Annotated in this window: 24 protein-coding genes, 1 tRNA gene and 7 pseudogenes; 13 read left to right on the forward strand and 19 right to left on the reverse strand. The window is 34.1% G+C overall.

Annotated features, from left to right (window positions below; translation table 11 throughout):
- Positions 1-30: 30 nt before the first annotated feature.
- Both OPR58_RS08675 and OPR58_RS08680 read right to left on the reverse strand, forming a co-directional pair.
- Positions 31-969 (reverse strand): gamma-glutamyl-gamma-aminobutyrate hydrolase family protein, encoded by a 939-nt coding sequence (locus OPR58_RS08675; protein WP_264375532.1) that lies wholly within the window; start codon positions 967-969, stop codon positions 31-33.
- Positions 970-1029: 60 nt separating this feature from the next.
- A tRNA-Phe gene (locus OPR58_RS08680) sits at positions 1030-1102 on the reverse strand.
- A 74-nt stretch (positions 1103-1176) separates the two neighbouring features.
- On the opposite strand from OPR58_RS08680, the gene coaD reads away from it, so the two are divergent.
- Entirely contained in the window at positions 1177-1683 is a 507-nt protein-coding gene (gene coaD / locus OPR58_RS08685) for a pantetheine-phosphate adenylyltransferase (protein WP_265022473.1), read from the forward strand.
- A gap of 71 nt (positions 1684-1754) precedes the next feature.
- A complete protein-coding gene (locus tag OPR58_RS08690) occupies positions 1755-1964 on the forward strand; it encodes a zinc-finger domain-containing protein (protein WP_007302836.1) in 210 nt (69 codons plus the stop codon).
- 15 nt (positions 1965-1979) lie between these two features.
- On the opposite strand, the gene OPR58_RS08695 is transcribed toward OPR58_RS08690, so the two are convergent.
- The 3 genes from OPR58_RS08695 to OPR58_RS08705 form a co-directional block, all read right to left on the reverse strand.
- Complete coding sequence (locus OPR58_RS08695) at positions 1980-2606, reverse strand: phosphatidate cytidylyltransferase (protein ID WP_264375531.1); 627 nt, start codon at positions 2604-2606, stop codon at positions 1980-1982.
- Positions 2596-3291, reverse strand: coding sequence for a polyprenyl diphosphate synthase (uppS, locus tag OPR58_RS08700; protein WP_320109886.1), 696 nt, complete (start codon positions 3289-3291; stop codon positions 2596-2598). The genes OPR58_RS08695 and uppS overlap by 11 nt, the downstream gene beginning before the upstream one ends.
- Positions 3292-3526: 235 nt before the next feature.
- On the reverse strand, positions 3527-5407 hold the full coding sequence (locus tag OPR58_RS08705) for a hypothetical protein (RefSeq protein WP_265022475.1): 1881 nt from the start codon (positions 5405-5407) through the stop codon (positions 3527-3529).
- 151 nt (positions 5408-5558) lie between these two features.
- Here OPR58_RS08705 and odhB point away from each other — a divergent pair, with 151 nt between their 5' ends.
- Positions 5559-6731, forward strand: coding sequence for a 2-oxoglutarate dehydrogenase complex dihydrolipoyllysine-residue succinyltransferase (gene odhB / locus OPR58_RS08710; protein WP_265022476.1), 1173 nt, complete (start codon positions 5559-5561; stop codon positions 6729-6731).
- A 310-nt stretch (positions 6732-7041) separates the two neighbouring features.
- On the opposite strand, the gene OPR58_RS08715 is transcribed toward odhB, so the two are convergent.
- Both OPR58_RS08715 and tnpC read right to left on the reverse strand, forming a co-directional pair.
- Complete coding sequence (locus tag OPR58_RS08715; RefSeq protein ID WP_139686480.1) at positions 7042-7230, reverse strand: transposase; 189 nt, start codon at positions 7228-7230, stop codon at positions 7042-7044.
- 49 nt (positions 7231-7279) lie between these two features.
- Positions 7280-8239 carry an IS66 family transposase gene (gene tnpC, locus OPR58_RS08720; protein ID WP_320109902.1) on the reverse strand — a complete coding sequence of 320 codons (960 nt, stop codon included), beginning with the start codon at positions 8237-8239 and terminating at the stop codon, positions 7280-7282.
- 213 nt (positions 8240-8452) lie between these two features.
- Between tnpC and OPR58_RS08725 the strand changes: the two are divergent.
- Positions 8453-8785, forward strand: a pseudogene (locus tag OPR58_RS08725) (IS110 family transposase); the annotation flags it as partial.
- A 5-nt stretch (positions 8786-8790) separates the two neighbouring features.
- Here the strand turns inward: OPR58_RS08725 and OPR58_RS08730 are convergent.
- A complete protein-coding gene (locus OPR58_RS08730) occupies positions 8791-10257 on the reverse strand; it encodes an IS4 family transposase (protein WP_265023151.1) in 1467 nt (488 codons plus the stop codon).
- An 82-nt stretch (positions 10258-10339) separates the two neighbouring features.
- Between OPR58_RS08730 and OPR58_RS08735 the strand changes: the two genes are divergently transcribed.
- The 3 genes and pseudogenes from OPR58_RS08735 to OPR58_RS08745 all read left to right on the forward strand — a co-directional run.
- Positions 10340-10738, forward strand: a complete 399-nt coding sequence (locus OPR58_RS08735) for a hypothetical protein (protein WP_265022477.1) — start codon at positions 10340-10342, stop codon at positions 10736-10738.
- 88 nt (positions 10739-10826) lie between these two features.
- Complete coding sequence (locus tag OPR58_RS08740) at positions 10827-11786, forward strand: IS5 family transposase (protein ID WP_265022212.1); 960 nt, start codon at positions 10827-10829, stop codon at positions 11784-11786.
- Between the two features lie 45 nt (positions 11787-11831).
- Positions 11832-12119, forward strand: a pseudogene (locus tag OPR58_RS08745) (transposase); the annotation flags it as partial.
- A 70-nt stretch (positions 12120-12189) separates the two neighbouring features.
- Here OPR58_RS08745 and OPR58_RS11330 read toward each other — a convergent pair.
- The 3 genes and pseudogenes from OPR58_RS11330 to OPR58_RS11430 form a co-directional block, all read right to left on the reverse strand.
- Positions 12190-12366, reverse strand: coding sequence for an IS66 family transposase zinc-finger binding domain-containing protein (locus OPR58_RS11330; RefSeq protein WP_406846499.1), 177 nt, complete (start codon positions 12364-12366; stop codon positions 12190-12192).
- Entirely contained in the window at positions 12366-12614 is a 249-nt protein-coding gene (locus tag OPR58_RS08755) for a DUF6444 domain-containing protein (RefSeq protein ID WP_265022250.1), read from the reverse strand. Before OPR58_RS08755 ends, OPR58_RS11330 begins: the two co-directional genes overlap by 1 nt.
- Before the next feature lie 87 nt (positions 12615-12701).
- Positions 12702-13193: pseudogene (locus OPR58_RS11430) on the reverse strand (transposase); the annotation flags it as partial.
- Positions 13194-13276: 83 nt separating this feature from the next.
- Between OPR58_RS11430 and OPR58_RS08770 the strand changes: the two are divergent.
- A complete protein-coding gene (locus tag OPR58_RS08770) occupies positions 13277-13630 on the forward strand; it encodes a group II intron maturase-specific domain-containing protein (protein ID WP_265022480.1) in 354 nt (117 codons plus the stop codon).
- Between the two features lie 707 nt (positions 13631-14337).
- On the forward strand, positions 14338-14994 hold the full coding sequence (locus OPR58_RS08775) for a BON domain-containing protein (RefSeq protein WP_264336594.1): 657 nt from the start codon (positions 14338-14340) through the stop codon (positions 14992-14994).
- Between the two features lie 268 nt (positions 14995-15262).
- Here OPR58_RS08775 and OPR58_RS08780 read toward each other — a convergent pair whose 3' ends face one another.
- The 6 genes and pseudogenes from OPR58_RS08780 to OPR58_RS08805 form a co-directional block, all read right to left on the reverse strand.
- Positions 15263-16750, reverse strand: coding sequence for a recombinase family protein (locus OPR58_RS08780; protein WP_265022481.1), 1488 nt, complete (start codon positions 16748-16750; stop codon positions 15263-15265).
- Positions 16744-17178 (reverse strand): DUF2924 domain-containing protein, encoded by a 435-nt coding sequence (locus OPR58_RS08785; RefSeq protein ID WP_265022482.1) that lies wholly within the window; start codon positions 17176-17178, stop codon positions 16744-16746. Before OPR58_RS08785 ends, OPR58_RS08780 begins: the two co-directional genes overlap by 7 nt.
- A 4-nt stretch (positions 17179-17182) precedes the next feature.
- Positions 17183-17647: an ankyrin repeat domain-containing protein gene (locus OPR58_RS08790; RefSeq protein WP_265022483.1), complete on the reverse strand. Its 465-nt coding sequence runs from the start codon at positions 17645-17647 to the stop codon at positions 17183-17185.
- Between the two features lie 38 nt (positions 17648-17685).
- Positions 17686-18333 (reverse strand): ankyrin repeat domain-containing protein, encoded by a 648-nt coding sequence (locus OPR58_RS08795; protein WP_265023192.1) that lies wholly within the window; start codon positions 18331-18333, stop codon positions 17686-17688.
- A 170-nt stretch (positions 18334-18503) separates the two neighbouring features.
- A complete protein-coding gene (gene ltrA / locus OPR58_RS08800) occupies positions 18504-19805 on the reverse strand; it encodes a group II intron reverse transcriptase/maturase (RefSeq protein ID WP_265022346.1) in 1302 nt (433 codons plus the stop codon).
- Positions 19806-20470: 665 nt separating this feature from the next.
- Positions 20471-20845, reverse strand: a pseudogene (locus tag OPR58_RS08805) (phage tail protein); the annotation flags it as partial.
- Positions 20846-21066: 221 nt separating this feature from the next.
- Here OPR58_RS08805 and OPR58_RS08810 point away from each other — a divergent pair.
- Positions 21067-21912, forward strand: a pseudogene (locus OPR58_RS08810) (IS110 family RNA-guided transposase); the annotation flags it as partial.
- 87 nt (positions 21913-21999) lie between these two features.
- Positions 22000-23127: pseudogene (locus OPR58_RS08815) on the forward strand (IS4 family transposase); the annotation flags it as partial.
- A 33-nt stretch (positions 23128-23160) separates the two neighbouring features.
- Here the strand turns inward: OPR58_RS08815 and OPR58_RS08820 are convergent.
- The gene (locus OPR58_RS08820; RefSeq protein ID WP_019236582.1) at positions 23161-24249 is read right to left on the reverse strand and encodes an IS481 family transposase; all 1089 of its coding nucleotides are present in this window, start codon (positions 24247-24249) and stop codon (positions 23161-23163) included.
- A gap of 78 nt (positions 24250-24327) precedes the next feature.
- On the opposite strand from OPR58_RS08820, the pseudogene OPR58_RS08825 reads away from it, so the two are divergent.
- Positions 24328-24669, forward strand: a pseudogene (locus tag OPR58_RS08825) (IS4 family transposase); the annotation flags it as partial.
- Between the two features lie 66 nt (positions 24670-24735).
- Here the strand turns inward: OPR58_RS08825 and OPR58_RS08830 are convergent.
- A complete protein-coding gene (locus OPR58_RS08830) occupies positions 24736-25695 on the reverse strand; it encodes an IS5 family transposase (protein ID WP_265022212.1) in 960 nt (319 codons plus the stop codon).
- 94 nt (positions 25696-25789) lie between these two features.
- Between OPR58_RS08830 and OPR58_RS08835 the strand changes: the two genes are divergently transcribed.
- The gene (locus OPR58_RS08835) at positions 25790-26302 is read left to right on the forward strand and encodes a hypothetical protein (protein WP_265022484.1); all 513 of its coding nucleotides are present in this window, start codon (positions 25790-25792) and stop codon (positions 26300-26302) included.

A 26302-nucleotide genomic window follows, 5' to 3' on the forward strand; every position in this document is an offset into this window, starting at 1 on the left:
TGACATTAAATGATTTTCCTTATTTTAGCATTAAACGCGATGAAGAAAATCATTTATAATCGCTATAGCAACTAGTGTTGAAACCTGACGTACCTTTTGGCTTGACAAACGAGAGTTTTTATCTGATTTGACAACAAGGGCTTCTAGATGACTTTGAAAGTAAATATTACCATGCTTATCTTCGATAGCTTCTATTACCCCGTCATTGGCAAATGCTGCAATTTTATATCCAAGTAGCTCTAGCCTTCTTCTATTCTCTGTAGTATTACTTACTGTACCTGAATGAGCATTCGGAAAATAAGTTGAAAACCAGCCATTTTGATTAGGTAGTAAAAATCTAGCTACCACTTTTTCCAAACGACTACCTGGAACAATTTTTATCTGCTGAAGAGATATATTCTCTTTTTGTGGATAGGATGATGATTTTAAATGATTCTTCTCATCATTAACAACATTTGTTATTTCAATTTCTTTTGCATGCATAATGTCTTGTAAACCACCGCATATGGCAAGCAAATGAATTGTAGGATTGTCATCTACTGTTTTTACAATTGCTTCATTCACAAGCTGGCGGTAAGGGTTAAGAGCTGAATGAAAGTTATCTGAAATAAATATTCTGTTTATCTTTTGCTCTTTGATAAATTTTGCAACTTCAACTTTTATTCGATCTAGTATCAGCTTTTTTGCCAATATTTCATCTTGTTTTGCGAACTCTTCTTGGATTTCTTTTAGATTAATTATTTTGTCGTAGTCAATGAATATAGTTTTAACCCCAAAATTATTGAATATCTCATAGATATTTTGAGATTCATCTGTTTGCAATAAACCAACAATTATATTATAATTTACTGCATTTTCCACTGTCAAAGCAGATAATTCTTTGTTTACTTTTTCACTATAAGCGATATTACTTAATAGTAGAAATGTAATTAATAGTATATTAAATATTCTATTGTAACATTTATACATTATTTCCTAAATAATTATATTAATATTATAATATATTATAGAACATTAAGAAAAAGAATGTGGCCTGAGCAGGAATCGAACCAGCGACACAAGGATTTTCAGTCCTTTGCTCTACCAACTGAGCTATCAGGCCAACTACGTACTTTCATTTTTAGATAAAAAACGTTATCATGTCCATCAAAAGTTTTTGAAGTATAGAAACAAAGAATGAACATTAGTAACAAAATAGGAATTTATCCTGGTACATTTGACCCCATAACTTTTGGGCACCTTGACATAATAAAAAGAGCATGTAAGCTAGTCGATAAGTTGATAATTGGTGTTGCAGAGAATGTTAATAAACATACTAATTTTGACATAAGACTGCGCACAAGCATGGCTAAAAATGAAGTGAAAGGAGCAGGAATTGATGCAGATATTATATCCTTTAATGGGTTGCTAGTGAAGTTTGCCAAAGAGCAAAATGCTTCTGTTATTATTAGAGGACTGAGAGCAGTATCGGATTTTGATTACGAGTTTCAAATGAGTTGGGTAAATTATAAGCTCTTTCCTGAAATCGAAACTATATTTCTTCCTGCATCTGAGGATACTCAATTTATCTCATCAAGTTTTGTAAAGGAAATAGCGAGATTAGGAGGAGATGTTAGCAACTTTGTGTCAAAAAGTGTCAAAAGTGAATTGATTAATCTAAATAGGGTAGAAAATGGAGAATAAGTATTTGTTGTCTTTTTTATTTCCAAACGAGTATGTTAGATGTGTAAAATATTGTAAGCTAAAGGAGAGACATGTTAAAAGTGAGGGATAATAATGTAATAGTTTGCTGCCGTGGTGATGAGAATGATGATGGTTCTGGTCATCCAATAGTATACTTACACAAAGAAGGAGAAATGTATTGTCCTTATTGTAATAAGTCAATGGATGAAATAGTGAGTGCCGAAGAATTTCAATCTGTTGAGGTGAAAGTAATAAGCAAGAAGGAAAGAACCAAAGGTTAATAGTACTTCATTTTTTTAGCTTATGTAAATAGCAATGAGAGGGGCAGTAAAAATGAAACTATCCATACGGTCGAGTACTCCTCCATGGCCTGGTATAATACCTCCACTATCTTTAACATTGTAAACTCTTTTGATGAGTGACTCAGTGAAATCTCCAAGTTGGGCTAGAATAGCAACTATCAAACCAATTATTGGAGAATAAAAAATTGGAAATAAACTCAAAAATATTGAGCCAAAAATTGCACACACTATTCCAGCTAAGACTGCACCAAAAAGTCCTAACCAAGTTTTCCCAGGGCTAATGATTGGACAAATTCTAGTTTTACCAAAATTTTTGCCGAAAAAATAGGCAGCAATATCGATGCTCCAAATAGTTAAGATAAGCCATACTAATGCATATTTTCCCTGTGGTAGATTATATAGGCATATTAGCGAGGCATTTGGTAGTGCGATTAATAGTAATGCGAAAATGTATAAGATTCTATTGCCCTGAGTTAGATTATACCATTCAAAAGAAGATAAAACTGCAATTGAAAAAATTAGTAGATAAAATGATAAATCACTGAAATATGTAGCAAAAGAAAATATGAGTAATATTACTATTGAGGACAATATTCTAACCATAAAGTTATTATCTACCATATTTTTTTTCTCTTTTTGTATAATCTTCTAGTGCTTTGGTCAAATCTTGACAAGAAAAATCGGGCCACAAAGTATCACAAAAATACAATTCAGCATAAGCTGCTTGCCATAATAAAAAATTGCTTAACCTTTTTTCGCCACCAGTGCGAATTAATAAATCCAATTTTGGCAAATCTTTAGTATACAGAAATTTTTCAAATTCCTCTTCCAATACGCAATCAATATTTCCTTTTATGACGTTGTTGATAGCATGTATAATTTCCTGCTTTGCTCCATAACTAACTGCAACAGTGAGTAATAGACCATCGTTCTTATGTGTCACTTCTTCTGCTTTTTTGATTTGATCGAATATTTTACTGGGCAATAGACTTAAATTGCCAATAAAATTTAACTTAATGTTACAATTGTAAATGAATTTCATTTTATCTTGATTAGTTAAAGTGGAGTAAAATAAATTAAATAGGTAGTCTGTTTCGTTTTCAGATCTGAGCCAATTTTCCATGGAAAATGCATACAAAGTTAAGTAAGGTATGGCCAGGACTGTGCAATGCTTAGCAATATCAAATGCAACCTCACTGCCTTTTCTATAGCCATCAATTTTTACCCTTCCTTGATTGTTTGCCCACCTACCATTACCATCCATAATAATTGCTAGATGTTTTGGCAGAGATTCTAGATTCAACATTTGAATTCAACCTGTTCTAATTAGCTTAATGTCTATATCTCTGTATGAAACGTTCACTATATCCACCTAAAACTATATTATTACTGAAAAATCATTGATAGTCTATATTACAAAAATTTTCTCAACCTCGGTGTCAGCTGCCAGTGATTTTACCAAGAAAATATAGTAAAAATAGTCTGATATAGATGGTTTTACGATATAGTGAAATTATTATAAACAAATGAATTTAGTGGTGTTAGGAATACCTGGCTCTTTTATGTGGATTTATATTCTCAATAACCTGCTCTAAAGATAAATTATATAATTTTGACACAGGTTCTTCGCATTCAGTATATCTTTTAAATGTAGGGAGTGGTATAAGTGACTCTATATTTATGTCCAGCTCTTGGGGAACATATTTAATTATATCTTCGTAAATACGTTCCTTGTTGTTCAAGTAATCGATATTAATATCTGTAATTTTACCAGCTTTACGCAGGAGTATAGCAAGCCTCAAAGTCGACTTTACGCTAGGTTTAAAATTTTTAAATATATTGACAAATACCTTACCAGTAACATTATCTGTTATTGCTTTTAGCTCTTTAGTGGTAACAGAATTGATCTTCTCAACAGCATTTTGATCTTTTAGTAGTGTTATAATCCTTTTGTCATTCAAGCTTGCATTATCAAGTAGAAGTCGAAATTTTTCAGTATCAATAGAATCGATAAAATTCCGACTTTTTAGTAAATCCATAACCATGGAGCGATCAAATTTACTACTACTAGATATAAGTTCAAGTTTTTCAAGATCGATAGAATTGACTCGAACGAATAGACTCTGATCTTTTAGTATTTCTCTAACATCTGTAGAATCAAACTTAATGCTTTTGCATATAATTTTTAATCTATTACCATCAATAGAATGGAGTTGAGGTAATGAAGTCTTTAGTATTTCTGCAATCTCTTTATCTGTAAAAAAATAATCACTTTTCATGATACTCACTTTACTCTCATCAAGAGAATTGATTTGATCAAATAAACTCTGATCTTTCAGTAAATTCATAATATATCCTTGATCAGAATAGTTAAATATTAAGTCAAATATTTTACGATTCATCGAATTGATGCGTTCAACAACTTCCTGATTTTTTAGTAATTCTATAATAATGGTATAATCAAATTTCCTAAATACGGATTTAGATTTTCCAGGATCAATCAAATCGATAAGCTTAACAAATTCTCGATCTTTTAGTACTTTTATAATATATTCACTACTAAACCTATCACTTTTAACTATGTATTTAAGCAGTTCTTCACTAATAATATTGATGTTCTCAGCAATTCCCTTGTTTTTTAGTAGTTCTACAATAACACTGGTATCATTAAACTTATCGCTATTAAGTATGATTTTAGATTTTCCAGGATCAATCAATTTGATAAGCTTAATAAATTCTCGATCTTCTAGTGCTTTTATAATATGTTCACTACTAAACTCATTATTCTTAACTATTTGTTCAAACAGTTCTTCACTAAGAAGGTTGATGTTCTTAGCAACTTTCTTATTTTTTAGTAATTCTACAATAATATTGATATCATCAAACTTACCACTATTAAGTATGAGTTGAAATCTTTCAGGAGCAATCGAATTGATGCGTTCAAGAATTTCCTGATCTTTCAGTAATTTTATGATATCTTTAAGACTAAATTTATCATTCTCAATTATATATTTCAACGTTTCTTTATCAAGAAGATCGATGTTCCTAGTAGCATTTTGACTTTCTAGTAATCCTATAATAATGGTACCATTAAACCTACCACTATTAAGTATGAGTTGAAATCTTTCAGGAGCAAACGAATTGATGCGTTCAAGAATTTCCTTATTTTCTAATAATTTTGTAATATCTTCATCACTAAACTTACCGCTTTCAAATATGTATTTAAGTATTTCTTCATTAATATAAAACTGACCATCATCAACACGGTTTTCATTATCAGTATCATTTCCTTTATTTTCTAGTGCTTCTTTAGCGAAGTTATTCGGATCATTTTTTTCATCTTCCTCGTAATCAAAATTATCATAATATCCATAATCTTCTTCATTCTCCTCACTTGCATTGCCTGCTTTATCAAAATCCATAATCTTATTTCAATTTACTTAGTATTTTAATTTTAAATATATAAAAAAGAAATAATCAAGCATTATGATAAAAGGCCTAATGAATTTATTAGTTTATTTATGTTTCTTTTCATGTATAAATTTATAGAAAGTTTTATAAAGAAGTTGTTTTATGAGCAAAATTATAGAAATCAGAGCGCCAAAAACTCTTGGTGGTGAATCGGTTACGGAAGGTATAGTAAAAATAAAGAAAAATATCGGTGAAGCAATAAAAGTAGATGACTTGATCTTTGAAATTGAGACTGACAAAACAGCACTAGAATTAACTGCAGAAGCTTCAGGACAAATAACCGAATTTCTTGTGAAAGAAGATGATGTAATCAGCCCTGATCAATTATTGGCAAAACTTGCTGTAGGAGAAGTAAAAGAAGAAGTGAAAAAAGAAGATAAAGGCGAAAGCCCTGATAAAAAAGATGCCCCTTCAGCTCGTAAAATTATGGAAGAAAATGCAATTAGTGCAGAAAATGTAAAAGGAACTGGCATGGGAGGCAGAGTAACCAAAGCAGATGTGATAGACCATATGAGTAAGGCTGAACAACCTGCGGTAAAACAATATGAATCGCCAAAAAGCGTAGCAAGTGGAGAGAGAAGAGAAGAACGAGTGAAAATGAGCAAAATAAGGCAAGTCATTGCTGCTCGTTTGAAAGCATCGCAAAATACTGCTGCAATACTGACCACGTTCAATGAAATTGACATGAAAAACGTCATGGATCTGAGGGCAAAGTATAAAGAAACTTTTGAAAAGAAATATGGAATAAAACTGGGTTTCATGTCGTTTTTTATAAAGGCAGCAGTGCAAGCACTAAAAGAAATTCGTGAGATTAACGCTGAGATTTCAGGTGATGAAATTGTATATAAAAATTACTATGACATAGGTGTTGCTGTTGGCACTGACAAAGGTCTTGTTGTACCAGTTATTCGTGATGCTGATCAAATGTCATTTGCTGAAATTGAACTAACTTTAGTTGCTCTTGGCAAAAAAGCACGAGAAGGTAAGCTGCAAGTATCGGAAATGGAAGGTGCAACATTTACTATCTCAAACGGTGGTGTGTATGGTTCACTTCTTTCTACTCCGATAATAAACCCTCCGCAATCTGGAATACTTGGCATGCACTCAATACAAAATAGACCAGTTGCTGTAAGTAGCTCAATTGAAATCAGACCTATGATGTACATTGCCCTCTCTTACGATCACAGAATAGTTGATGGCAAAGGAGCAGTTACTTTCCTTGTGAAAATCAAAAATTACATAGAAGATCCAAATAGATTGGTTTTGGAAATTTAAGCAGGTTAAAAGCGACAAGTAAGTTTTTCTGAAGTTTTCAAGATGGGTGGCTTTGTTGAATGGCAAGGAATGAGGAGGAGTAATGAAAGGAATTTACGAGGCAAATTTGAAAATAGGCATACCTATATCAGTAAAGTTATTAATCAAATAGCATTTTAAAAGCACCTCTTGAGAGCGATTTACCTCAGATTTATTCTTAAAACTAAATCCAAATGTTTTTTTGAGCCTCAGGAAAAAACTCTCGATACGTGAACGTATTTCATACCTTGTCTTCTTTTTCCAGTGGGTTAAATTGTAAGTTTTCCTTATACTAATGTTGTTGTTTCTTTCTGATAGATAATCTATATTGCTGCAGATTTTTTCTTGGCTTTATGATGGGTTTCAAATTGTATTGATTGCACAACTTATATAAATTATCTGTATCATAAGCTCCATCTGCACGCAGAGACTTAATCTTATAGATATCACCCATTTCCTTTAGTATTTTAGATGCTATCATGTGAAAGAAAATTGTAACCGTTCACGGATTGTGAGAATGAATTAAAGAACTAAGCAGTGACAGCTACTAGATTCTGTAGCTTTTGAAAGGGGTTCTGGCCATTTAGACGTGATGTCAAAAATATCGACAACATTCTTTCCACGAATCTTTCTCCACGTTCTGACCAGGTGAAAAAGCTGTTTTTACGATAAATTACGTACCGTCTAATTTGCCGTTCTGCAAGGTTATTAGTTGTTTCTATCACTTCAGGTTTTCTTAAAAACTTCCACATCATATCCTCAGATCGTAACATCTTAGCGGCCATTCTTGAAGCTTGAGTGCTATTTGCAACCCTCGTCATTTTACGTAAAAAATGTTTTACCCTTTTCCGAATTTTTCGCACCAGTCGATAAAATCTCAAATTATCTATCAAATTTTGTTTTTTTGCCTTATCTACTACAAACACCTTATTGCTGAGCGATTTTAGTGCTTGGCCAATTTTGCTCACTTCAACATTTTTACTATGGGCAAATCTCTCAAAATCTCTTGCCAGATGTGCCCAACATATCTGTCTATTTTCACGATTGAAGTAATTGTATACAGCGTATCTATCGCTCACAACTATACCATCATATTCTGGCAGTAAACTCTTCAACACCTTCTTACCACGAGACTCGCTTACCTTCAGAAGTGTCAACGCTTTGTTTGTTATTACCCAACTCCAGCCTCTCTTTCCTTGATTTCTGTGCCCTGTTTCGTCTATATGCAAATACTCGCTTCCTTGCAACTCTTCCTTCATTTTCTCATATTCAGATGCACACTTCTTCGATACCCTGCGTTCAGTATTTGAGACTAAACCAAGGCTTATATTTAGATTAAAAATACTGCCCAAAATTTGCTGTACCTCTCTTTTTGAGTTAATAAAAAAGCCGCTAAGGCTGCTTATAACTGTTTTAGCATTGGGTCCTAGAAAATCTCTTGCAACACCTTCGGGTAAATTTGCTGTAATTCTTTTATTACATACTCTTATATGTTAAAAACAAGTCTTTATAAATGTCACGAAATGGCGGTATAAAGACACGCAGAGAGGAGGAACCGTACATACTCTTGGTCATAAGGACCGTTTTGCAGCAAGGTTCTCCTCTCTGGTTTATTATACTGAAAGTTCCGAACAACTGGTTGAGCTTTTAGGCTCGTATATAAGGGTGGAAAATGCAGTATACACATTATTTATGGAGGGATTATGAATTTATCAAATATTATTACTGGCATTGATATTAGCAAAAATAAACTAGATATCCATATTCATCCACTTGGACATCATAAAGTATTTGAAAATAACGTTCAAGCTATTGATCAAATAATCGACTTTTTGCGTTTACATAACGTAACCAAAGTTGGACTTGAAGCAACTGGTGGGTACGAAAAATTATGTGCTTATACTTTATTAAGCCATGGTTTTGAAGTATATGTCATTCAACCAAGATGGGTGAGAGATTATGCAAAAAGCCTTGGTATTGCTACTAAAACTGATAAAATAGACTGTAGCATCATCTCACGTTATGTTAGTAATACTTACTATTACCCATAAATATAGGATTCATGAGCAAGTCTCCATCCTTCTGCTAAATCAAAGAGACGTTTCCATCCCTTCCACAAAGCTATAGGACCTGGTTCTAAGTCATTTTTGCGAGCTAAAAACCCTCCCAATTGAGCTACCCACCTCACGATTTTTCTTATGGGTGGTGGGGCTTCAGGATAGTTTTTTGTTTTTAGCATTTTTGTATACAAAACCTTCCACTCCTCATCAGTCAGTATGATAGTACAAGGAAGATTGGGATTTGTTCTAGCTACTAATGTAATAAAAAATATTCTCCATGCAATTATACTCATTATTGTAAGAAAGCGGATCAATCTATCTGCTGTTTGGAGTCTACATTCTTCAACTTTAAGACCGGATTTCAAAATTTTATGAAAGACCTCTATTCTCCACCTTAAGCAATACCATTGTATTTTTTCTACTGCTTCTTCAAAATTATTAACACTTATATTTGTCAATAAGATCCAGTTCATAGGTTCTTCGCCAAATGGGGAATACTTTTCTATAACATAGACAGCATTCAAATTTAAATTAGGAAGTTTTTGAGTCTTACGTCTAGCGTTGTTTTTTGATGCATTCATCACAAAGTTACTAAACTTTACTTCTAACACTGCTGTTCTTTTAGGCCTATTATCACGGGTAGGAATACTTATTTGAATTTCTCCTTGGCAAGGCATACGATTCATCAAATCCCACAACTTTTCACCACCTTTTTCAGAATAAGTTGATCTCTTGTTTACTGTTCTGTTTTGATTTCCTCTTACTACAAAAAGAGATTGATTAGTGGAAGCAACTTCAAATAAATCATAAATATCTCCTTCTCTATCGCAAACGGTAACTACCTTAACATCCTTTAATCCAGGGTGATTAGTAGAGTCTTTTAGTGATGCTATCCACCGTATGCTTTCTTTCTCTTCTATAGGAACAGCAGTGTTATGGCTTCTCCTTTTCAACTCTCTTAGGTCTTCAGCTAAGGGAGGTCTAGTACTAATTTTTTGATCTAATAATCCTATAGGTAGTCCTTCTGTTGTAACTGCAAATGTTGTATGCATCACTAATCCATGGGTTTTAAAATTGGTTGTTTCAGATCTTAATCTTGCTGCTATAATCCCTAATCCTTTGGCCTTTTTATGATTTTTATATGAAATATAACTCGTGTCTTGGATAGCTAAAATAGTTGAATATTCTTTAGCTCTTTCAACAGTTTTAACTATATGACTGTCTAATATCTTTCTTTCAGAAATGGCATCATTTTGAAAAAATCTATAAGCTGCTTTACTTTGATACCAATCTTTACAAGCTTGATTTATTGAACATTCAGGCGATTCAGCAAAACTATTAACTACTTTTAAAAGCCTTTTACTTAATCTTATATCGCCAAAATTAACAATCCCAAATTCACTTTCTGCCCATTCACTAGTTGAGGTATTTATACTTCCTTTCATCATATATTTCATTTTTAGACCATAGGTCTATTTATAGTACTAAATTGAATTAGTAAAATAGCAGCTTTTTACCATTTATATACTTATGGGTAATAGTAAGGTTAGTAATACAGACATGCGTGTCACTCCTTTAAAAGTTAGTAGTATTGACTGTTTGAAGCAAAAATTATCTCGCAGGAATCAACTAGTAGAAATAGCAAAAATACAAAAAACCCAAGCTCATCAAGTAACCGATTTATCTATAATCAAACAAATGGAAGAGCTACTTGCAGTTTTACAAAATCAAATTCAAGTCTTAGAAGATGAGGTAATGGAATTAGTCGATAAAAATCAAGAGCTTAAAAAAAAGTACATGTCAATAACTAGTATACCTGGTGTAGGTGCAATAACAGCTATTACTTTTATTTGTTATCTACCCGAGCTTGGAACTCTCCAACATAAAGAAATATCCAGCCTTTCCGGAGTGGCTTTGTTGCATAGCTAGTGTTGGTTGAGGTTATTGTAAGGAGAAAAGCTTATGGTTACTAACGCATTTTGTTGTAAAATAGGCATTTTTCAAACAAGTATAACTTATGCCACAAAAAATGAGAGTAAGTAACCAAAGAGAATATAATGAGTTTCTAAAAAAAAGAGGAAATGTTTTTCATTTTGTTAATCAAGCCATAGAAAATTGGTATGAAAATAGTCCAAAAGTTGCAGGTGGCAATAACACTTATAGTGATAAAGTTGTAATTTTAATACACATAATAGTTCATCTTTTTAGAATTGGCTTGAGACAAGCTGTAGGTTTTGTAAAAGGTTATATGGTACAAATAGGCAAAAAACTTAAGATTATCAGCTATACACAAGCTTCCAGAAGATTTAAAAAGCTTAATTTGAAGATTGATGACCATAGAAGCAATAAAGATGATCTGGAAAATGTTGAAATTGCCGTAGATAGCACTAGAGTTAGTATCTACAATAATAACGGTGGGCATAGTAAGCTTAATATTCGAAAAAGAAAATACAGTGGTTATGGTCAAGTAAGAAAATTACATGTTATTTTAAACATAAATGATAAGAAAGCAATAAGCATGAACTACACTAGTGGTGTTGCTGTAGACTATTTGCCGGTCTGCGATATGTTAGAAGAAGTCAGTGATAAATATAACATTTGTTCTATTCGAGCAGATGCGGCTTATGATATAAAAAGTGTGTATAAAGAATGCAGAAAATACAATATTGTGCCTATTATTCGCCCTAGGAAGGATACTAAAATTTGTTTAGCTGACTACTTATCAGAAAGAAACAAGTATATTAGTAGAATTAGGTCATATGAGAATTATGAAGATGGTATTAATGAATGGAAGAAAAAAGTTAAGTATGGAGCACGGTCTTATATTGAAGTCTTTTTCTATAGGTTGAAGCAAATATTTGGGTTTGGCTTGAAAAATAAATCAGAGGTAAATCGTGAAAAAGAGCTGTTAATTAAGTGCTACTTACTGAACAAATTTACTGATATTGGTATGGCTAAATTTAAATTAGCTGCGTAAGTTCATTGTGATTTACATGCCTATCAGTGCTATGCAACAAAGCCTTCCGGAGTTGCACCTTTTAATCGAGATAGTGGTTTTAGTAAGGGAAAAAGGTGTATTCAGGGTGGTAGATCACAAATTAGAAAGGTTTTACATATGTGCATTCTTAGTGCGCAAAGGTACAATTCTTATATAAAAATCTTCTTTGATAGGCTATACAATCAATATAAAAAACCATATAAAGTTACCTCTACTGCTGCAATGAGAAAATTACTTATCCTTGCTAACTCTTTAGTAAGAGACGGTAGACTGTTTACTGAGGAGTATAGCCCTAAAACTGCTTCTATATAGCAATAGCATAGCTGTGAATAAGTACGCCCACACAAATTTTAAGTACTTATTCACAGCTACATCAATTTTTCTATTGACTTTTAACACAACTGCTACAATGTCCTCTTTGCAACCTGTACTCAGTTACAATTGGCTTAATTTCTGGCAACTCTGCCTTCTGATGAATAATTTCATCTTCTAAAGTAATCTTACCTCCACACATACAAATTGTATCAATTGTGCATCTCACTACCTCGTCTGCAGCCATTAATTCACGCTTATGCACCTTATGTCCTGGCTGACCTCCTGGTTTTTTATCACTTTTCTTTTTTGCTTTCTTACGATATATATCTCGTGATGGTGGCAGCGATGAGAATTTTGCGAATTTAAGCCCAATTTGTCTTCTAATTCAACTATTTTTGCTTTCAAGCTATCATTTTCTCTGATCAGTGCTTTTATTTCTTCCTTGAGATTAGCCTTTTCTGCTACAACCTTTTCTTGCAGCACTGTTGTCATTTACCCATTCCATATTTAGCTTCCTATCTCTTTACACTTTTATACTTACTTTGTAAACCACCTTATTTCCGTGAACGGTTACAGAAAATTAGTATATCGAATTGCTATTGCCTTTTTGCTGTTTTCGTCCAAAGCAACATGTAGCTTTCTTATTTGATCTGTACCATTATACTTCCTTATCTTGGCGTTATCTTTGTTATGTTGAGTACTGTTACTATAAATATGGATTACAGTACTATCTATAGCAATTTCAATATTCTCTATGTCATTTTTATCTGTTCTGTGGTCACATAATTTCAAATTAAGTTTGACGAGAAGCTTGTGAATACTTGGAGATTCTTCACTATACTTTGTAAATATCCTTTTATAAATCCAACTGCTTGCCTTAAGCCTATTCTAAATAGATTAACAACTATATGTACTGCAATAACAACCTTATCGCTATAAATCTCCAGGAATTTTTTCTGAACTTTCGTACCAGTTTTCTATAGCTTCATCGATAAAATGAAAGACATTTCCTCTTTTTTCTAAAAATTGATTATACTCTTTATGACTACTGACTTTCATCTTCTGTGGCATATACTCTACAAAATGTTCATTTCTTAATAGAGTAACCACTTTCTTTAGATTTTCTCCCTTTTTTTCTCCCATCTCTACTCGCTATGCAACAAAGCCATCCGATATTGAGAGGGTGGGTAAACTACTTTAGAATAGGAAACTCAAGTCGAAGCTTCAGCTACGTTAAACAGTGGGTAGAGAAGAAAACAAGACGCAATATGATGCAAGCCAGAAAAGCAAAAGGATTTGGTTGGAAAAGGTGGAGTAGCGAATGTATATATGAGACCCTTGGTCTATATTCGGACTATAGAATAAGATATTACGTTCCGAAAGCCTTACCAGCACAATATGTTATAAACTTTGGTAAGAATCTACTAGGAAAGCGTAGTGCGGGAAATCCGCATGCTGCGTTTGATGAGGCGGGAATTGGAAACGTAAACATGGGAATTTTGGATTGAGGACCAACATGAAAATAATGGATCAGCCACCAAACCCTAAAGAGGCGCGCCAGTTCTCGACCCTACCATGAATGTTGTTATATTTCATATGACCAGCAACTGCTTTTGTTACATACCACACACCTATCAAGTTCGTTTGAATAATGCTTTCAAAATCAGTATTTTATCTTCCTTAAAGATAGGTGTCAAAGAAGCAATCCCAGCATTATTTACGCAGATATCGATCTTTATTTGGTATATATCAATTTGGATGGCCTTGGAGTTCTTAATCTCCAAAGCAAATGCTTCAAGTTTCTCTATCCTTCAGCCTATAAGCAAAACACGTACACCTGCATCACTCAAAGTGCGAGCAAATTGCTCTCCAAGAACGCCTGAAGCGCCTGTGATAATTGATGTCTTGCCGTGTAAATCAAATACTTGAGTCATTTAAATTGCCTATTAGGCTTTAAGCACCAATTGCAAATACACTTAATCTTCTACTCACTGTTGGTCAAAGGCATTCATCACTTGTTTTAGAAATTTGATTCATTATTTTCATGACAAAAACGTCTTCTCTACTTTTGCTGGTAATGTCATCAAAAAATAAATTAAATTATTACGAAAAATTTGCTTGACAAACAATCATTTAATTGAGATATTATAAAATGTCTTGTTTCTTACCTACGTTAAGGCTTGGAGGTGAGGTTTTTTATAAATTTGGAGGCTCTATGGTAACAAGTGGTGAATTATATACGAACGTTATGGACAAGTTACGATTTGAACCAGGTATTGATGAATCAAATATAACTATTTCAATTAAGGATAATAGTGTAGTCATATTGGGTGGTAAAGTCAAAAGCTATGCTGAAAAATGTTTAGCTGAAAAAGCAGTACAAAAACTTAAACAAATTAAAGGTATAGCTAATGAGTTAGAAGTGGATCTTACACCAGACTACAAGAGAAATGATGATGACATAGTCCAAGCTGCTCTTACTACTTTGAAGTGGAGTTTTTTTGTCCCGCATCAACAAATTAAAGTAACTTTGGAAAATGGACATTTAACTTTAACTGGTGATGTTGAGTATTATTATCAGAAAGAATATGCAGGAAAAGCTGTACAACATCTATACGGAGTGACATATTTTACTAATGATATAAAAGTAAAACCTAGTGTTGATGCAGTAGAGGTGAAAGATAAAATTACTAAGGAGTTTGAGCGTAATGCGCGCATAGATGCAAATAATGTTCAAGTAGAGGTTGATGGTAGTAAAGTGACTCTCAAAGGTAAAATAAGAAATTTTGATGAACGTAAAGAAGCAAGAACTGCTTCATGGGCTGTCCCTGGTGTCACTAGTGTAGTAGATAATATGGTTACTAGTTGCTAATGTTTACGGGGTAGAGATTAGTTACTTTAATTTTTGCCCCAGAGTTTTTAATTAGATATTATGAAAAATTCACAAAATGGTTTATTATGATCCTTATTGCCATTCAATAGTAGTTAAAAGAATGTATGCTGCAAATATATAGTTACATGCTATTTCGACTGTCGTTGTCTAGTATAGTTTCTATATTAACAGTTTTGTCTAAAATTGTAATAAATATACGTGTGATTAATAGAGGTTATTATAACTGACTTGTCAGGTTGAGTCTTATTTAATACACATAAAATTTCTCCATCTGCCCACTCCACAGCATCGGTATTTCTTTTAAATCTACTAGCCTCAAATTACTTGGCTGTCTCCCATTTATTATGTCTTCCTTTATTTTTGGAGCTAAATAATTCAATCTTAAAATTTGTTGTATACGTCTTGTACCTATATTAATTTTGGCACTCAGCTCTTTCACACTTGAGTATTTTCCCTCTTCTAGTTGACGTTTCCACAGATGGGCTCTTACCACTGCTTTGAGTAGCGCATTATTTGTTTTGCCTTCCGGTTCTACTACTGTGCATTTATTTCCTTTCTTTTTTAACCACATTGGTATAAATTCCACCTTATCCTCTGAACTCACTTCTATTTCACCTTCTTTTACCATTACTCCCTTTATTAACTTTTTCACTACTTCTTTCTGCTTTCCAAAACTTAAATTTTTCCATTCTTCTTCGGTCTTTTCTTTCCAATTTTCATATAGCTGCTCCGCTTTCTTCATCACTTCTTTTTCTACTTCTCCGGCTACTACAGTCCGATTTATTGATTCACAACCTTTTCCCCTTAAGTGATTATTACATATATAGTATCGATACCTTTTATTCTCCTTTTTTGAGTATGTCAGCGTCATGTTTACTTCACAGCTCTTGCACTTAATTATTCCCCTAAGCAATGCTTCCTCATATTTTGCTTTTCTATATGGCTGATCCTTTATCAATTCCTGTGCTTTTTGCCATTTTTCTTTTTCTATTATTGCATCGTGCTTTCCTTCATACTCTTTCTCATAATGCCTGATTTTTCCCATATATATTGGATTCGTTATTATTCTTCTCACCGTTGCCTTTTTAAAAATATCAGACCTTGTTTGGTATCCTTCTTTGTTTAATTCCCTTGCCAGTTCTGCCATTGACTTCAGCTCAAAATACCTTTCAAATATATGCTTCACTGTCTTTGCTTCTTTCTCATTTATTATTAATTCTTTATCTTTTACATCATACCCAAGCGGTAAAGTTCCACCCATCCATAACCCTTGCTCTTTTGATGTTGCTATTTTATTTTTTACTCTCTCTACAATCATCTCTCTTTCTAGTTGTGCTGCTCCTGATAACACTGTTTGCACGAACTTTCCCATTGGCGTATTATTATCAAATATCTGCGTTACTGCTACAAAATTTACTCGATGCCTTCTAAAAAATGATGTTACTTCAATGCTGTCTTTTGTTTCCCTTGATAGCCTATCTAGCGTATATACTACTACACAATCTACTTCTCCTTTTTTTACATCTTCAAACAATTCCTTTATCGCTGGTCTTTCTAAGTTTTTTCCTGAATAGCCGACATCATCATACCTTTTTGCCAATGCTACCCAACCTTCTTTGCTCTTTATATATTTCTCACATGCTACTCGCTGCGCATCAAGACTATTAAACTTTTGTTCTAGACCATCTTCATTTGACTTCCTAGTATATATCGCACATCTTACCTCTTTCAGCATTCTTTCTCCTTATCTCTCATTCCAAATAGAAGCGGCCCATTGTAGCTCATTCCCATTATTTTTCCGGCTACTGCTGATAATGACGTGTAAAATTCTTCTCTGTAGATTAAACCCTTATCTGTTACCATTACCGCATGTGTCTCTTCTCCTCTCTCTAGTATTAATTCTGTCCCTTCTACTGGTAGTTTATCGCTACTTATTCTTTTTCCTTTCTCTAGCCGATCTGCCAGATACTCTAGTCTTTTTGTCCCCTTTCTTGACATTTTTCCATACGCTTCCTCCTGCATTCTATAAGATAATCTTGGTATCAGATATTTCTTTGAGTATCTAGGCGCTTCTTCTCCATATACCTTCTTCCAAACTCTCCTTAGCTCTTCTAACGTTTTTTTCTCTAAATTCATTACTTTCTTTTCTATTTCTTTCTCCATATTTTTAGCCCTTCATAAATAGCTTTTCAATTCTGTCTGTTTCTTTCTTTAATACCTCGGTTATCTCTTTACTATTTTTCGCATAATCCATTGCTGTCATTCCGAACTTATCTTCTTGCTCTATTTCTGCTCCTGCTTCCACTAACTCTTTTACTATTTCTACTTTCCCCACCATACATGCAAGGTGCAATGGAGTACATTTACTGCCATACTCTTCAGCATTTACATTCCCTCCTGATTTTATCAATTCTCTCACGACTTCTAAACGTTTCTCCGTTACCGCTAGGTGCAGTGCTATGTATCCTCCTACATCTGCTGCATTCACATTCACTCCTTTTTCGACTAATAACCTCACTGTTTTTGCGTCTATTGCATAATGCAGAGCTGTTCTGTCTCTTTCATAAATATTTTTATATGAGTTCTCTAATAATTCTTTTGCTGACTTATTAAATTTGCCAAGCTTTAACATAATCCACCTCACCTTTTCTTTAAATTTAAATCCCTCTTTTAAACCTTCCTTTTCGCTACCTCATCTATCATTTCGTTCACTTGGTTCATTATCTTGCTTGCTAAATTTTGACATTCTTTCTTTATTAGCGATTTGTCTCTCTTCCTTATTTCTCCTATCTCTATTATTTTTAACTCCGGCAAATAACTCCCATTCAACATGTCTGCTATTTCTCCCACTAGCCCCTCTATTCCATAGCACGTCAGTTCTCTACTTTTTGTTATTCCTCCTTTTTCTCTCAAAAATTTACTCGCCTTTTCACTCTCTTTGCTATCACATAGACGATACTTTTCACTTTCCCAGATGTAATACATTGGCGTTGCGCCGTACTTATTCAGTTGATTAACTTCAGCTCCAGCCTTTACCAGCTCTTTTATTATTTCAACTCCTGCTCCTTTGCACGCAGAGTGGAGTGGCGTACATCCAGTGACATATTGAGTGGCATTTACTTCTGCTCCTTCTCTTAGCAGCACTTTTACATTTTCTAAACTTTTTGCGAATACTGCACAGTGCAGAGGTGTATAACCATTTTTATCTCTTGCATTAACCTCTGCCCCTTTTTTTATTAATAACCTCACTGTTGTGTAATCGGAGATTTCTACTGCTTGGTGCAATATCGTCTCTCCTTCTTCATTTCTTTTATTAATATCGTTACTTGATACTTCTTTAAAAAACTTACTCTTGCTAAAACTGTTTGGTAGAAGCTGTAGCTTTACTCCTCTCGTTTGAGTTTTATTACTACAACTCCCCCTAAAGAACCGTGCTTGCAGATTTCCCGCACACGGCTCATCAATATTAGTTTTCACAGTCGTCCCTCTTATGCATATAAAGAAAAATGTATTTTTGGCTTTGGTAATGGATTTACTTCTACGTAGTGTACAAACTGTTCCCAGGTCATACTCTTTTTCTGACTACGCCGATTTATCCATTTAAATGCTAGCTTTCTTACTGATGTATAAAATTGTTTTAAACACCAATAATTTCCGCTAATACCAAAGTAGTTATAGTGTCCTGTTAATTTAGCCTTCAGTACTTGCCACCAATCTTTAAGTCGAATACTTCCGCGGACTTTTTCCAACCACTCTTTGATTTCTTTTAGTTTTCTGGCTAGATTTAACTTTGAGGTTTTATGTCCCATCATTAATCTACCAAGACGACTTTTTGCACCATAGTGCGTAAACCCCAGAAAATTGAAACTTTCCGTCCTTCGTTTCTCTCTTATCGCTTGTTGCCACTCCCTCTTGCCAAACTTTACTACTCTGGTCTTGTTTTCAGATACTTCCAACCCGAATTTATTTAACCTTTGTTTCAGTAATTCCAGAAATTCTTCCGCGTCTACCTTACTTTCGCAACAAACCACAAAATCGTCGCAAAACCTTATTAGTTGTATATATCCTCTGGATCTTGGTTTAAATTTCTTTTCAAGCCATAAATCCAACACATAATGTAAGTATATATTTGCTAATACAGGACTTACTATACCACCTTGGGGTGTACCTTGTTTTGTTGCTTCATAATATCCAGCTTCAACTATCCCTGCCTTAAGAAAACGCTTTATTAACCACAGTAAATTTGGGTCAGTTATTCGTTCCCTTAGACATCTCATTAGCCATTTATGCTGTATATTATCGTAGAACTTCTTGATATCCACTTCTACAATGTAGTTTATTGGTTTGTACCTAACTGCTTTATCTAGTGCATTTACCGTTTGATGACAGTTTCTTCCAGGTCGAAATCCATATGAGCTGTCCAGAAAGTTTGCCTCGTAAATATTTTCTAATATCTTCTTCAGCATAATCTGTACCAACTTATCCTCAGTTGATGGTATTCCGAGTCCGCGTTTCTCTTTACTTCCGGCTTTTGGTATATACACCCTCCTCACCGGTTGTGGTTGATATTGCTTTCCCTTCATACTATCCACTAGTCCTTCCAGTCGCTCTTTTAGATTTTCTCCGTAAGCTTCCACTGTTACCCAGTCTATTCCACAAGCCTTGTTACGCTTTAGCTCTTTATAACACTCTGCAAGGTTTCCTACATTTATTAGATGTATTAGCGATGTGAATTTCAGTCGCTTATCTTGCTTTGCTCTTACTGCTATCTGGTTTAGTTTATCTTGCATGTTATTCCAACCTCCGTTGTATTGGCATAGCAATCCCTATACCAGTTACTATATTGCTGATCGCTTCCCCTTGTACGTGGCTTTCCCACACTCCGAGTACTATCAATCAGTCCGACTTCCTCTGCATCTTCCGCTAGTTCTTGCCTTTGTTGACTTGTTCCAGCGTACCTTTATAGGAATGCATAGGATCTCCCAAGTTCACTTGAAGTCCATTTCAATACATGGCACGGTCTCAGATCCCGATAGAGTGAGTGATAACTCGCCTTTGCATTATCCCTCATGCTGTCTTCCACCGAAATGAAAATGTCGACCTCTATGTCTTCAGGTATTTCGGGACTCAATCCCTTCACTTTCGTTGTACCCTGCATTGTCCATTCCACTAGCTCTATTACACTCGTTACCTCATGCAACATAGTGGTCTGTTCTAAACTGTTGGCTAGACTTTGTTTATGTTGGATTTTCACCAACTGTTCTCCAAGCACTTCTTGGCGCACCATTTCATACCTCACAAAATTAGCTTTTCTAGCGTCAGATAAATTTCTTATATTTACCTGCTGCTATTCAAGTCATGTCTATTTTAGCATAAGAAAGCAAGTCTTTTTCTTTTTATTTCATACACTTTTACCTATTATTAATATAATATATGAGGATCTAAATATAAATGCTTAGCTTATTAGAGATATTACTTGACTACTTTTCCAACTTCTGTGCAAATGTCGATGTTCGTGCCACCTAAGTACTCCTGGGTAAAACACTAAAATGTAATTTTCTAATTCGTGTATTGAGTCTTTTTGCTCTGAATCTGAGTCATTTTTATAGTAAACGTTGTGTTCTGCTAAAACATATTTTCTGACCTTCTGATCTGTATAATTTTCTACTTTATAGTTGTGAGTAACGCTAAACCTTTCTAAAATTGGTTTGTGTTTTAAATTCCAACGTTGCCCTGAAAGTTTATCGTTTCCCAATACAAATTTATTCCCTCTTTCCTCTACACTACCAACTGGAAAACATGCGTTTATTTCTCCTAAATTCCAACTGTTGTAAGTTAAAAATATGATATAAAGGAGATAAGAGGGAAGATAACCCTACTCACTATAGGAATAGAGTTATCACGGGCGTGTGCGACCGACCAACTGTTGGTATTATAACCGTTCGGATCAAGGTACACTAGCCCATCTCTCGATACGTTTGAATAGTTGCATGGGACATATGTATGCACCCGTTTACAATCTTAAATTAATTAAAACTAATCGAGGTTATTATGATTACATCTTATCAAAATTTTATTGGCATTGATATCGGAAAATTTAAAAATGTTGTTGCAGTTCACAAACAGAAGAACGCTGTCGAATTCGACAATGATACTGCTGGCTGGCAACAATTGTTTCAAGATTTTTCAAATATCTTACCTAATTCTTTAGTAACTCTGGAAAACACTGGAAAATATGAGCTTGGCTTAGCACATTTTCTTGTTGATAAAGATATTGCTGTACATCGAGCTAATACTCGCAAAGTAAAAAGCTTTGTTCTATCTCATGGAACTTTAGCAAAGTCTGATCAATCAGATGCAAGAGCCCTTGCTCAGTATGGGTTTGAACGCTATAGTACTCTATCTCTATTTGCACCTATGTCAAAAGAACAAACAACCTTAGTTGCACTTTGTCAACGTCGTGATGACATTACAAAAATGAGAGCTCAAGAGAAATCTAGGCTTGCAGCACCTGAAAACGACCATATAAAAGAAAGCTGTCAGAAAACTATTGAATTCTTTAATAGCCAGATAGATGAGCTCAACAATACCATACAAAAAATTATTGATGAGAATCCAGAGTTACAAAAGCGCCAAAAAATCCTTAAAACAGTTCCAGGAATAGGTGCAAAATTATCTCAAGATTTTCTGTGTCTAATGCCAGAACTTGGTTATGTAAGTAGGGGAGAAATTGCAAGTCTTGCTGGAGTTGCACCTCATCCGAAAGAAAGTGGTAAAACTATTGGTTATCGCAGAATAAGTGGTGGCAGAAGCAACGTTCGTGAAAAGCTTTTTACAGCTGCGATGTCTGCTTCAAGGTCTAAGTCTGCGCTTGGTGCCTTCTATTCCTTACTATTACCCATAAGTATATAAATGGTAAAAAGCTGCTATTTTACTAATTCAATTTAGTACTATAAATAGACCTATGGTCTAAAAATGAAATATATGATGAAAGGAAGTATAAATACCTCAACTAGTGAATGGGCAGAAAGTGAATTTGGGATTGTTAATTTTGGCGATATAAGATTAAGTAAAAGGCTTTTAAAAGTAGTTAATAGTTTTGCTGAATCGCCTGAATGTTCAATAAATCAAGCTTGTAAAGATTGGTATCAAAGTAAAGCAGCTTATAGATTTTTTCAAAATGATGCCATTTCTGAAAGAAAGATATTAGACAGTCATATAGTTAAAACTGTTGAAAGAGCTAAAGAATATTCAACTATTTTAGCTATCCAAGACACGAGTTATATTTCATATAAAAATCATAAAAAGGCCAAAGGATTAGGGATTATAGCAGCAAGATTAAGATCTGAAACAACCAATTTTAAAACCCATGGATTAGTGATGCATACAACATTTGCAGTTACAACAGAAGGACTACCTATAGGATTATTAGATCAAAAAATTAGTACTAGACCTCCCTTAGCTGAAGACCTAAGAGAGTTGAAAAGGAGAAGCCATAACACTGCTGTTCCTATAGAAGAGAAAGAAAGCATACGGTGGATAGCATCACTAAAAGACTCTACTAATCACCCTGGATTAAAGGATGTTAAGGTAGTTACCGTTTGCGATAGAGAAGGAGATATTTATGATTTATTTGAAGTTGCTTCCACTAATCAATCTCTTTTTGTAGTAAGAGGAAATCAAAACAGAACAGTAAACAAGAGATCAACTTATTCTGAAAAAGGTGGTGAAAAGTTGTGGGATTTGATGAATCGTATGCCTTGCCAAGGAGAAATTCAAATAAGTATTCCTACCCGTGATAATAGGCCTAAAAGAACAGCAGTGTTAGAAGTAAAGTTTAGTAACTTTGTGATGAATGCATCAAAAAACAACGCTAGACGTAAGACTCAAAAACTTCCTAATTTAAATTTGAATGCTGTCTATGTTATAGAAAAGTATTCCCCATTTGGCGAAGAACCTATGAACTGGATCTTATTGACAAATATAAGTGTTAATAATTTTGAAGAAGCAGTAGAAAAAATACAATGGTATTGCTTAAGGTGGAGAATAGAGGTCTTTCATAAAATTTTGAAATCCGGTCTTAAAGTTGAAGAATGTAGACTCCAAACAGCTGTACTAGACACAACTTAATCTGACAGCAACGAATTAACTGACAGAAGAATTGAGGTAGTTAAAACTAATATCAGTCTCTTGTTTAACGTTACTAATATTTTTCTGAAAAGCAATGTGTTTGCTATCAAGAAAAGTCTGCATAGGCGTTTTACCATAGCAATATTTACCTGAGTGAGGCCTGGTCTCATTGTAAGAGCGTAACCAATGATCAACATCTATCTGCAAATCTTCTAAAGAACTGTAGATTTTCTTTCTAAAGATAATATTGTAACACTCATCTTGCATAGTTTTATGAAACCTTTCGCATATGCCATTAGTTTGTGGTGAATTGGCTTTAGTTCTTGAATGATCAATATTTTCAATTCCCAAATAAAGCTGATAAGCGTGATTTTCTGGTTTACCACAATATTCTGTACCTCTATCAGTCAAAATGCGCAATAATGGCACGTTTTGTACATCGAAAAATGGTATTACTCTATCATTCAGCAAGTCGGCAGCGGTAATAGCAGTTTTATCTGTATAAAGCTTAGCAAAAGCCACTCTCGAATATGTATCAATAAAAGTCTGCTGGTAAATGCGCCCAACGCCCTTGATATTGCCTACGTAATAAGTATCTTGAGACCCTAAATAACCTGAGTGTTCTGTTTCAATTTCACCGTGAGCTTCTCTTTGCTCTTTAACTTTTTCCAATGCTGCAAGTTGCTCTTCAGTTAAAATTATGCCGTCTTGTGCAACCTTTGCTTCAAGGGCTTTAAGTCTTTTTTTGAACGTTTCAATGTCATTTCTTAGCCATACAGATCTTACGCCACCTTCGGAAATTATTACACCCCTTTTTCTCAGCTCATTTGCAGCTCTTTGTTGTCCATATGCTGGAAATTCTGTAGCTATGCCAATTATTGCCCTTTCTATATCTTCGGAAACTCTGTTTGCTAATAGGGGTTTTTTCTTACTTATTTCATGTAATGCTCCTTCTCCCCCACTTTCATATAACTCCTTAAATCGATAAAATGTATCACGCGAATAACCCATCACCTTACACGCTTGTGATACGTTACCTAATTGCTTTGCTAGTTCTAATAACCCTAACTTTGGTTTTAGTATTTTTGTTTGTATCGTACTCATATCTAACACTCCTTTCTTTTATTATTTTATAACTTACTTTTTTAAAGTGTCAGATCAAGTTCTATCTAATACAAAACAGCAGATAGATTGATCCGCTTTCTTACAATAATGAGTATAATTGCATGGAGAATATTTTTTATTACATTAGTAGCTAGAACAAATCCCAATCTTCCTTGTACTATCATACTGACTGATGAGGAGTGGAAGGTTTTGTATACAAAAATGCTAAAAACAAAAAACTATCCTGAAGCCCCACCACCCATAAGAAAAATCGTGAGGTGGGTAGCTCAATTGGGAGGGTTTTTAGCTCGCAAAAATGACTTAGAACCAGGTCCTATAGCTTTGTGGAAGGGATGGAAACGTCTCTTTGATTTAGCAGAAGGATGGAGACTTGCTCATGAATCCTATATTTATGGGTAATAGTAAGCTTCAAAACCGGACTGGCTTTGTTGCATAGCACTGATAGGCATGTAAATCACAATGAACTTACGCAGCTAATTTAAATTTAGCCATACCAATATCAGTAAATTTGTTCAGTAAGTAGCACTTAATTAACAGCTCTTTTTCACGATTTACCTCTGATTTATTTTTCAAGCCAAACCCAAATATTTGCTTCAACCTATAGAAAAAGACTTCAATATAAGACCGTGCTCCATACTTAACTTTTTTCTTCCATTCATTAATACCATCTTCATAATTCTCATATGACCTAATTCTACTAATATACTTGTTTCTTTCTGATAAGTAGTCAGCTAAACAAATTTTAGTATCCTTCCTAGGGCGAATAATAGGCACAATATTGTATTTTCTGCATTCTTTATACACACTTTTTATATCATAAGCCGCATCTGCTCGAATAGAACAAATGTTATATTTATCACTGACTTCTTCTAACATATCGCAGACCGGCAAATAGTCTACAGCAACACCACTAGTGTAGTTCATGCTTATTGCTTTCTTATCATTTATGTTTAAAATAACATGTAATTTTCTTACTTGACCATAACCACTGTATTTTCTTTTTCGAATATTAAGCTTACTATGCCCACCGTTATTATTGTAGATACTAACTCTAGTGCTATCTACGGCAATTTCAACATTTTCCAGATCATCTTTATTGCTTCTATGGTCATCAATCTTCAAATTAAGCTTTTTAAATCTTCTGGAAGCTTGTGTATAGCTGATAATCTTAAGTTTTTTGCCTATTTGTACCATATAACCTTTTACAAAACCTACAGCTTGTCTCAAGCCAATTCTAAAAAGATGAACTATTATGTGTATTAAAATTACAACTTTATCACTATAAGTGTTATTGCCACCTGCAACTTTTGGACTATTTTCATACCAATTTTCTATGGCTTGATTAACAAAATGAAAAACATTTCCTCTTTTTTTTAGAAACTCATTATATTCTCTTTGGTTACTTACTCTCATTTTTTGTGGCATAAGTTATACTTGTTTGAAAAATGCCTATTTTACAACAAAATGCGTTAGTAACCATAAGCTTTTCTCCTTACAATAACCTCAACCAACACTAGCTATGCAACAAAGCCATGCTGAATTGGGAGTAATATTCGTAAAAAACACAAGCAATGTAGATATAAGTAAAACTCTAAACTTTGTTGGATCTGCAATGTGGTATAAAGAAGAAGTTAATTATGGAGGAGCAGGATTATTTATAGGTACACCTGATAAAACTAATACAAGGAAGTCAGAGATTTCGAGAATTACTTGGACACGTATTTACCAGCATGAAATTAACAGTCCTGAATTTATTGCATCAGGTAACATAATCATTCCAGCAGGAAAAACCGTTACAGTGTTACTTTATACGTCATCTAATCTTCACTCAGAAGGTGAAAGAGTTGGTGAGACACCTGAGTTCTTTGCAAGTGAGCACACGTATAGCACAATCTATGGTCAATTTATTCAGTGGGGAATATATAATTTTCGCAGCAATTTTCTCACCAAAGGGCTTGAGGTGGACGTAGAGAGAACGCTAAGGGCTTGGCAATGTCCAGGATTATCTGAAACCTATGAGCTCTGGAGGTAA

Origin of the sequence: Wolbachia endosymbiont (group B) of Ischnura elegans (assembly GCF_947251585.1) — a bacterium.
Lineage (GTDB): Bacteria > Pseudomonadota > Alphaproteobacteria > Rickettsiales > Anaplasmataceae > Wolbachia.

What these genes read in the sequence shown, in the direction of transcription:
- OPR58_RS08675 (WP_264375532.1), bottom strand. Translation starts at nt 969, where the DNA reads ATGTATAAATGTTACAATAGAATATTTAATATACTATTAATTACATTT.
- coaD (WP_265022473.1), top strand. Translation starts at nt 1,177, where the DNA reads ATGAACATTAGTAACAAAATAGGAATTTATCCTGGTACATTTGACCCC.
- OPR58_RS08690 (WP_007302836.1), top strand. Translation starts at nt 1,755, where the DNA reads ATGTTAAAAGTGAGGGATAATAATGTAATAGTTTGCTGCCGTGGTGAT.
- OPR58_RS08695 (WP_264375531.1), bottom strand. Translation starts at nt 2,606, where the DNA reads ATGGTAGATAATAACTTTATGGTTAGAATATTGTCCTCAATAGTAATA.
- uppS (WP_320109886.1), bottom strand. Translation starts at nt 3,291, where the DNA reads ATGTTGAATCTAGAATCTCTGCCAAAACATCTAGCAATTATTATGGAT.
- OPR58_RS08705 (WP_265022475.1), bottom strand. Translation starts at nt 5,407, where the DNA reads ATGGATTTTGATAAAGCAGGCAATGCAAGTGAGGAGAATGAAGAAGAT.
- odhB (WP_265022476.1), top strand. Translation starts at nt 5,559, where the DNA reads ATGAGCAAAATTATAGAAATCAGAGCGCCAAAAACTCTTGGTGGTGAA.
- OPR58_RS08715 (WP_139686480.1), bottom strand. Translation starts at nt 7,230, where the DNA reads ATGATAGCATCTAAAATACTAAAGGAAATGGGTGATATCTATAAGATT.
- OPR58_RS08730 (WP_265023151.1), bottom strand. Translation starts at nt 10,257, where the DNA reads ATGATGAAAGGAAGTATAAATACCTCAACTAGTGAATGGGCAGAAAGT.
- OPR58_RS08735 (WP_265022477.1), top strand. Translation starts at nt 10,340, where the DNA reads ATGGGTAATAGTAAGGTTAGTAATACAGACATGCGTGTCACTCCTTTA.
- OPR58_RS08740 (WP_265022212.1), top strand. Translation starts at nt 10,827, where the DNA reads ATGCCACAAAAAATGAGAGTAAGTAACCAAAGAGAATATAATGAGTTT.
- OPR58_RS11330 (WP_406846499.1), bottom strand. Translation starts at nt 12,366, where the DNA reads ATGGCTGCAGACGAGGTAGTGAGATGCACAATTGATACAATTTGTATG.
- OPR58_RS08755 (WP_265022250.1), bottom strand. Translation starts at nt 12,614, where the DNA reads ATGACAACAGTGCTGCAAGAAAAGGTTGTAGCAGAAAAGGCTAATCTC.
- OPR58_RS08770 (WP_265022480.1), top strand. Translation starts at nt 13,277, where the DNA reads ATGCAACAAAGCCATCCGATATTGAGAGGGTGGGTAAACTACTTTAGA.
- OPR58_RS08775 (WP_264336594.1), top strand. Translation starts at nt 14,338, where the DNA reads ATGGTAACAAGTGGTGAATTATATACGAACGTTATGGACAAGTTACGA.
- OPR58_RS08780 (WP_265022481.1), bottom strand. Translation starts at nt 16,750, where the DNA reads ATGCTGAAAGAGGTAAGATGTGCGATATATACTAGGAAGTCAAATGAA.
- OPR58_RS08785 (WP_265022482.1), bottom strand. Translation starts at nt 17,178, where the DNA reads ATGGAGAAAGAAATAGAAAAGAAAGTAATGAATTTAGAGAAAAAAACG.
- OPR58_RS08790 (WP_265022483.1), bottom strand. Translation starts at nt 17,647, where the DNA reads ATGTTAAAGCTTGGCAAATTTAATAAGTCAGCAAAAGAATTATTAGAG.
- ltrA (WP_265022346.1), bottom strand. Translation starts at nt 19,805, where the DNA reads ATGCAAGATAAACTAAACCAGATAGCAGTAAGAGCAAAGCAAGATAAG.
- OPR58_RS08820 (WP_019236582.1), bottom strand. Translation starts at nt 24,249, where the DNA reads ATGAGTACGATACAAACAAAAATACTAAAACCAAAGTTAGGGTTATTA.
- OPR58_RS08830 (WP_265022212.1), bottom strand. Translation starts at nt 25,695, where the DNA reads ATGCCACAAAAAATGAGAGTAAGTAACCAAAGAGAATATAATGAGTTT.
- OPR58_RS08835 (WP_265022484.1), top strand. Translation starts at nt 25,790, where the DNA reads ATGCAACAAAGCCATGCTGAATTGGGAGTAATATTCGTAAAAAACACA.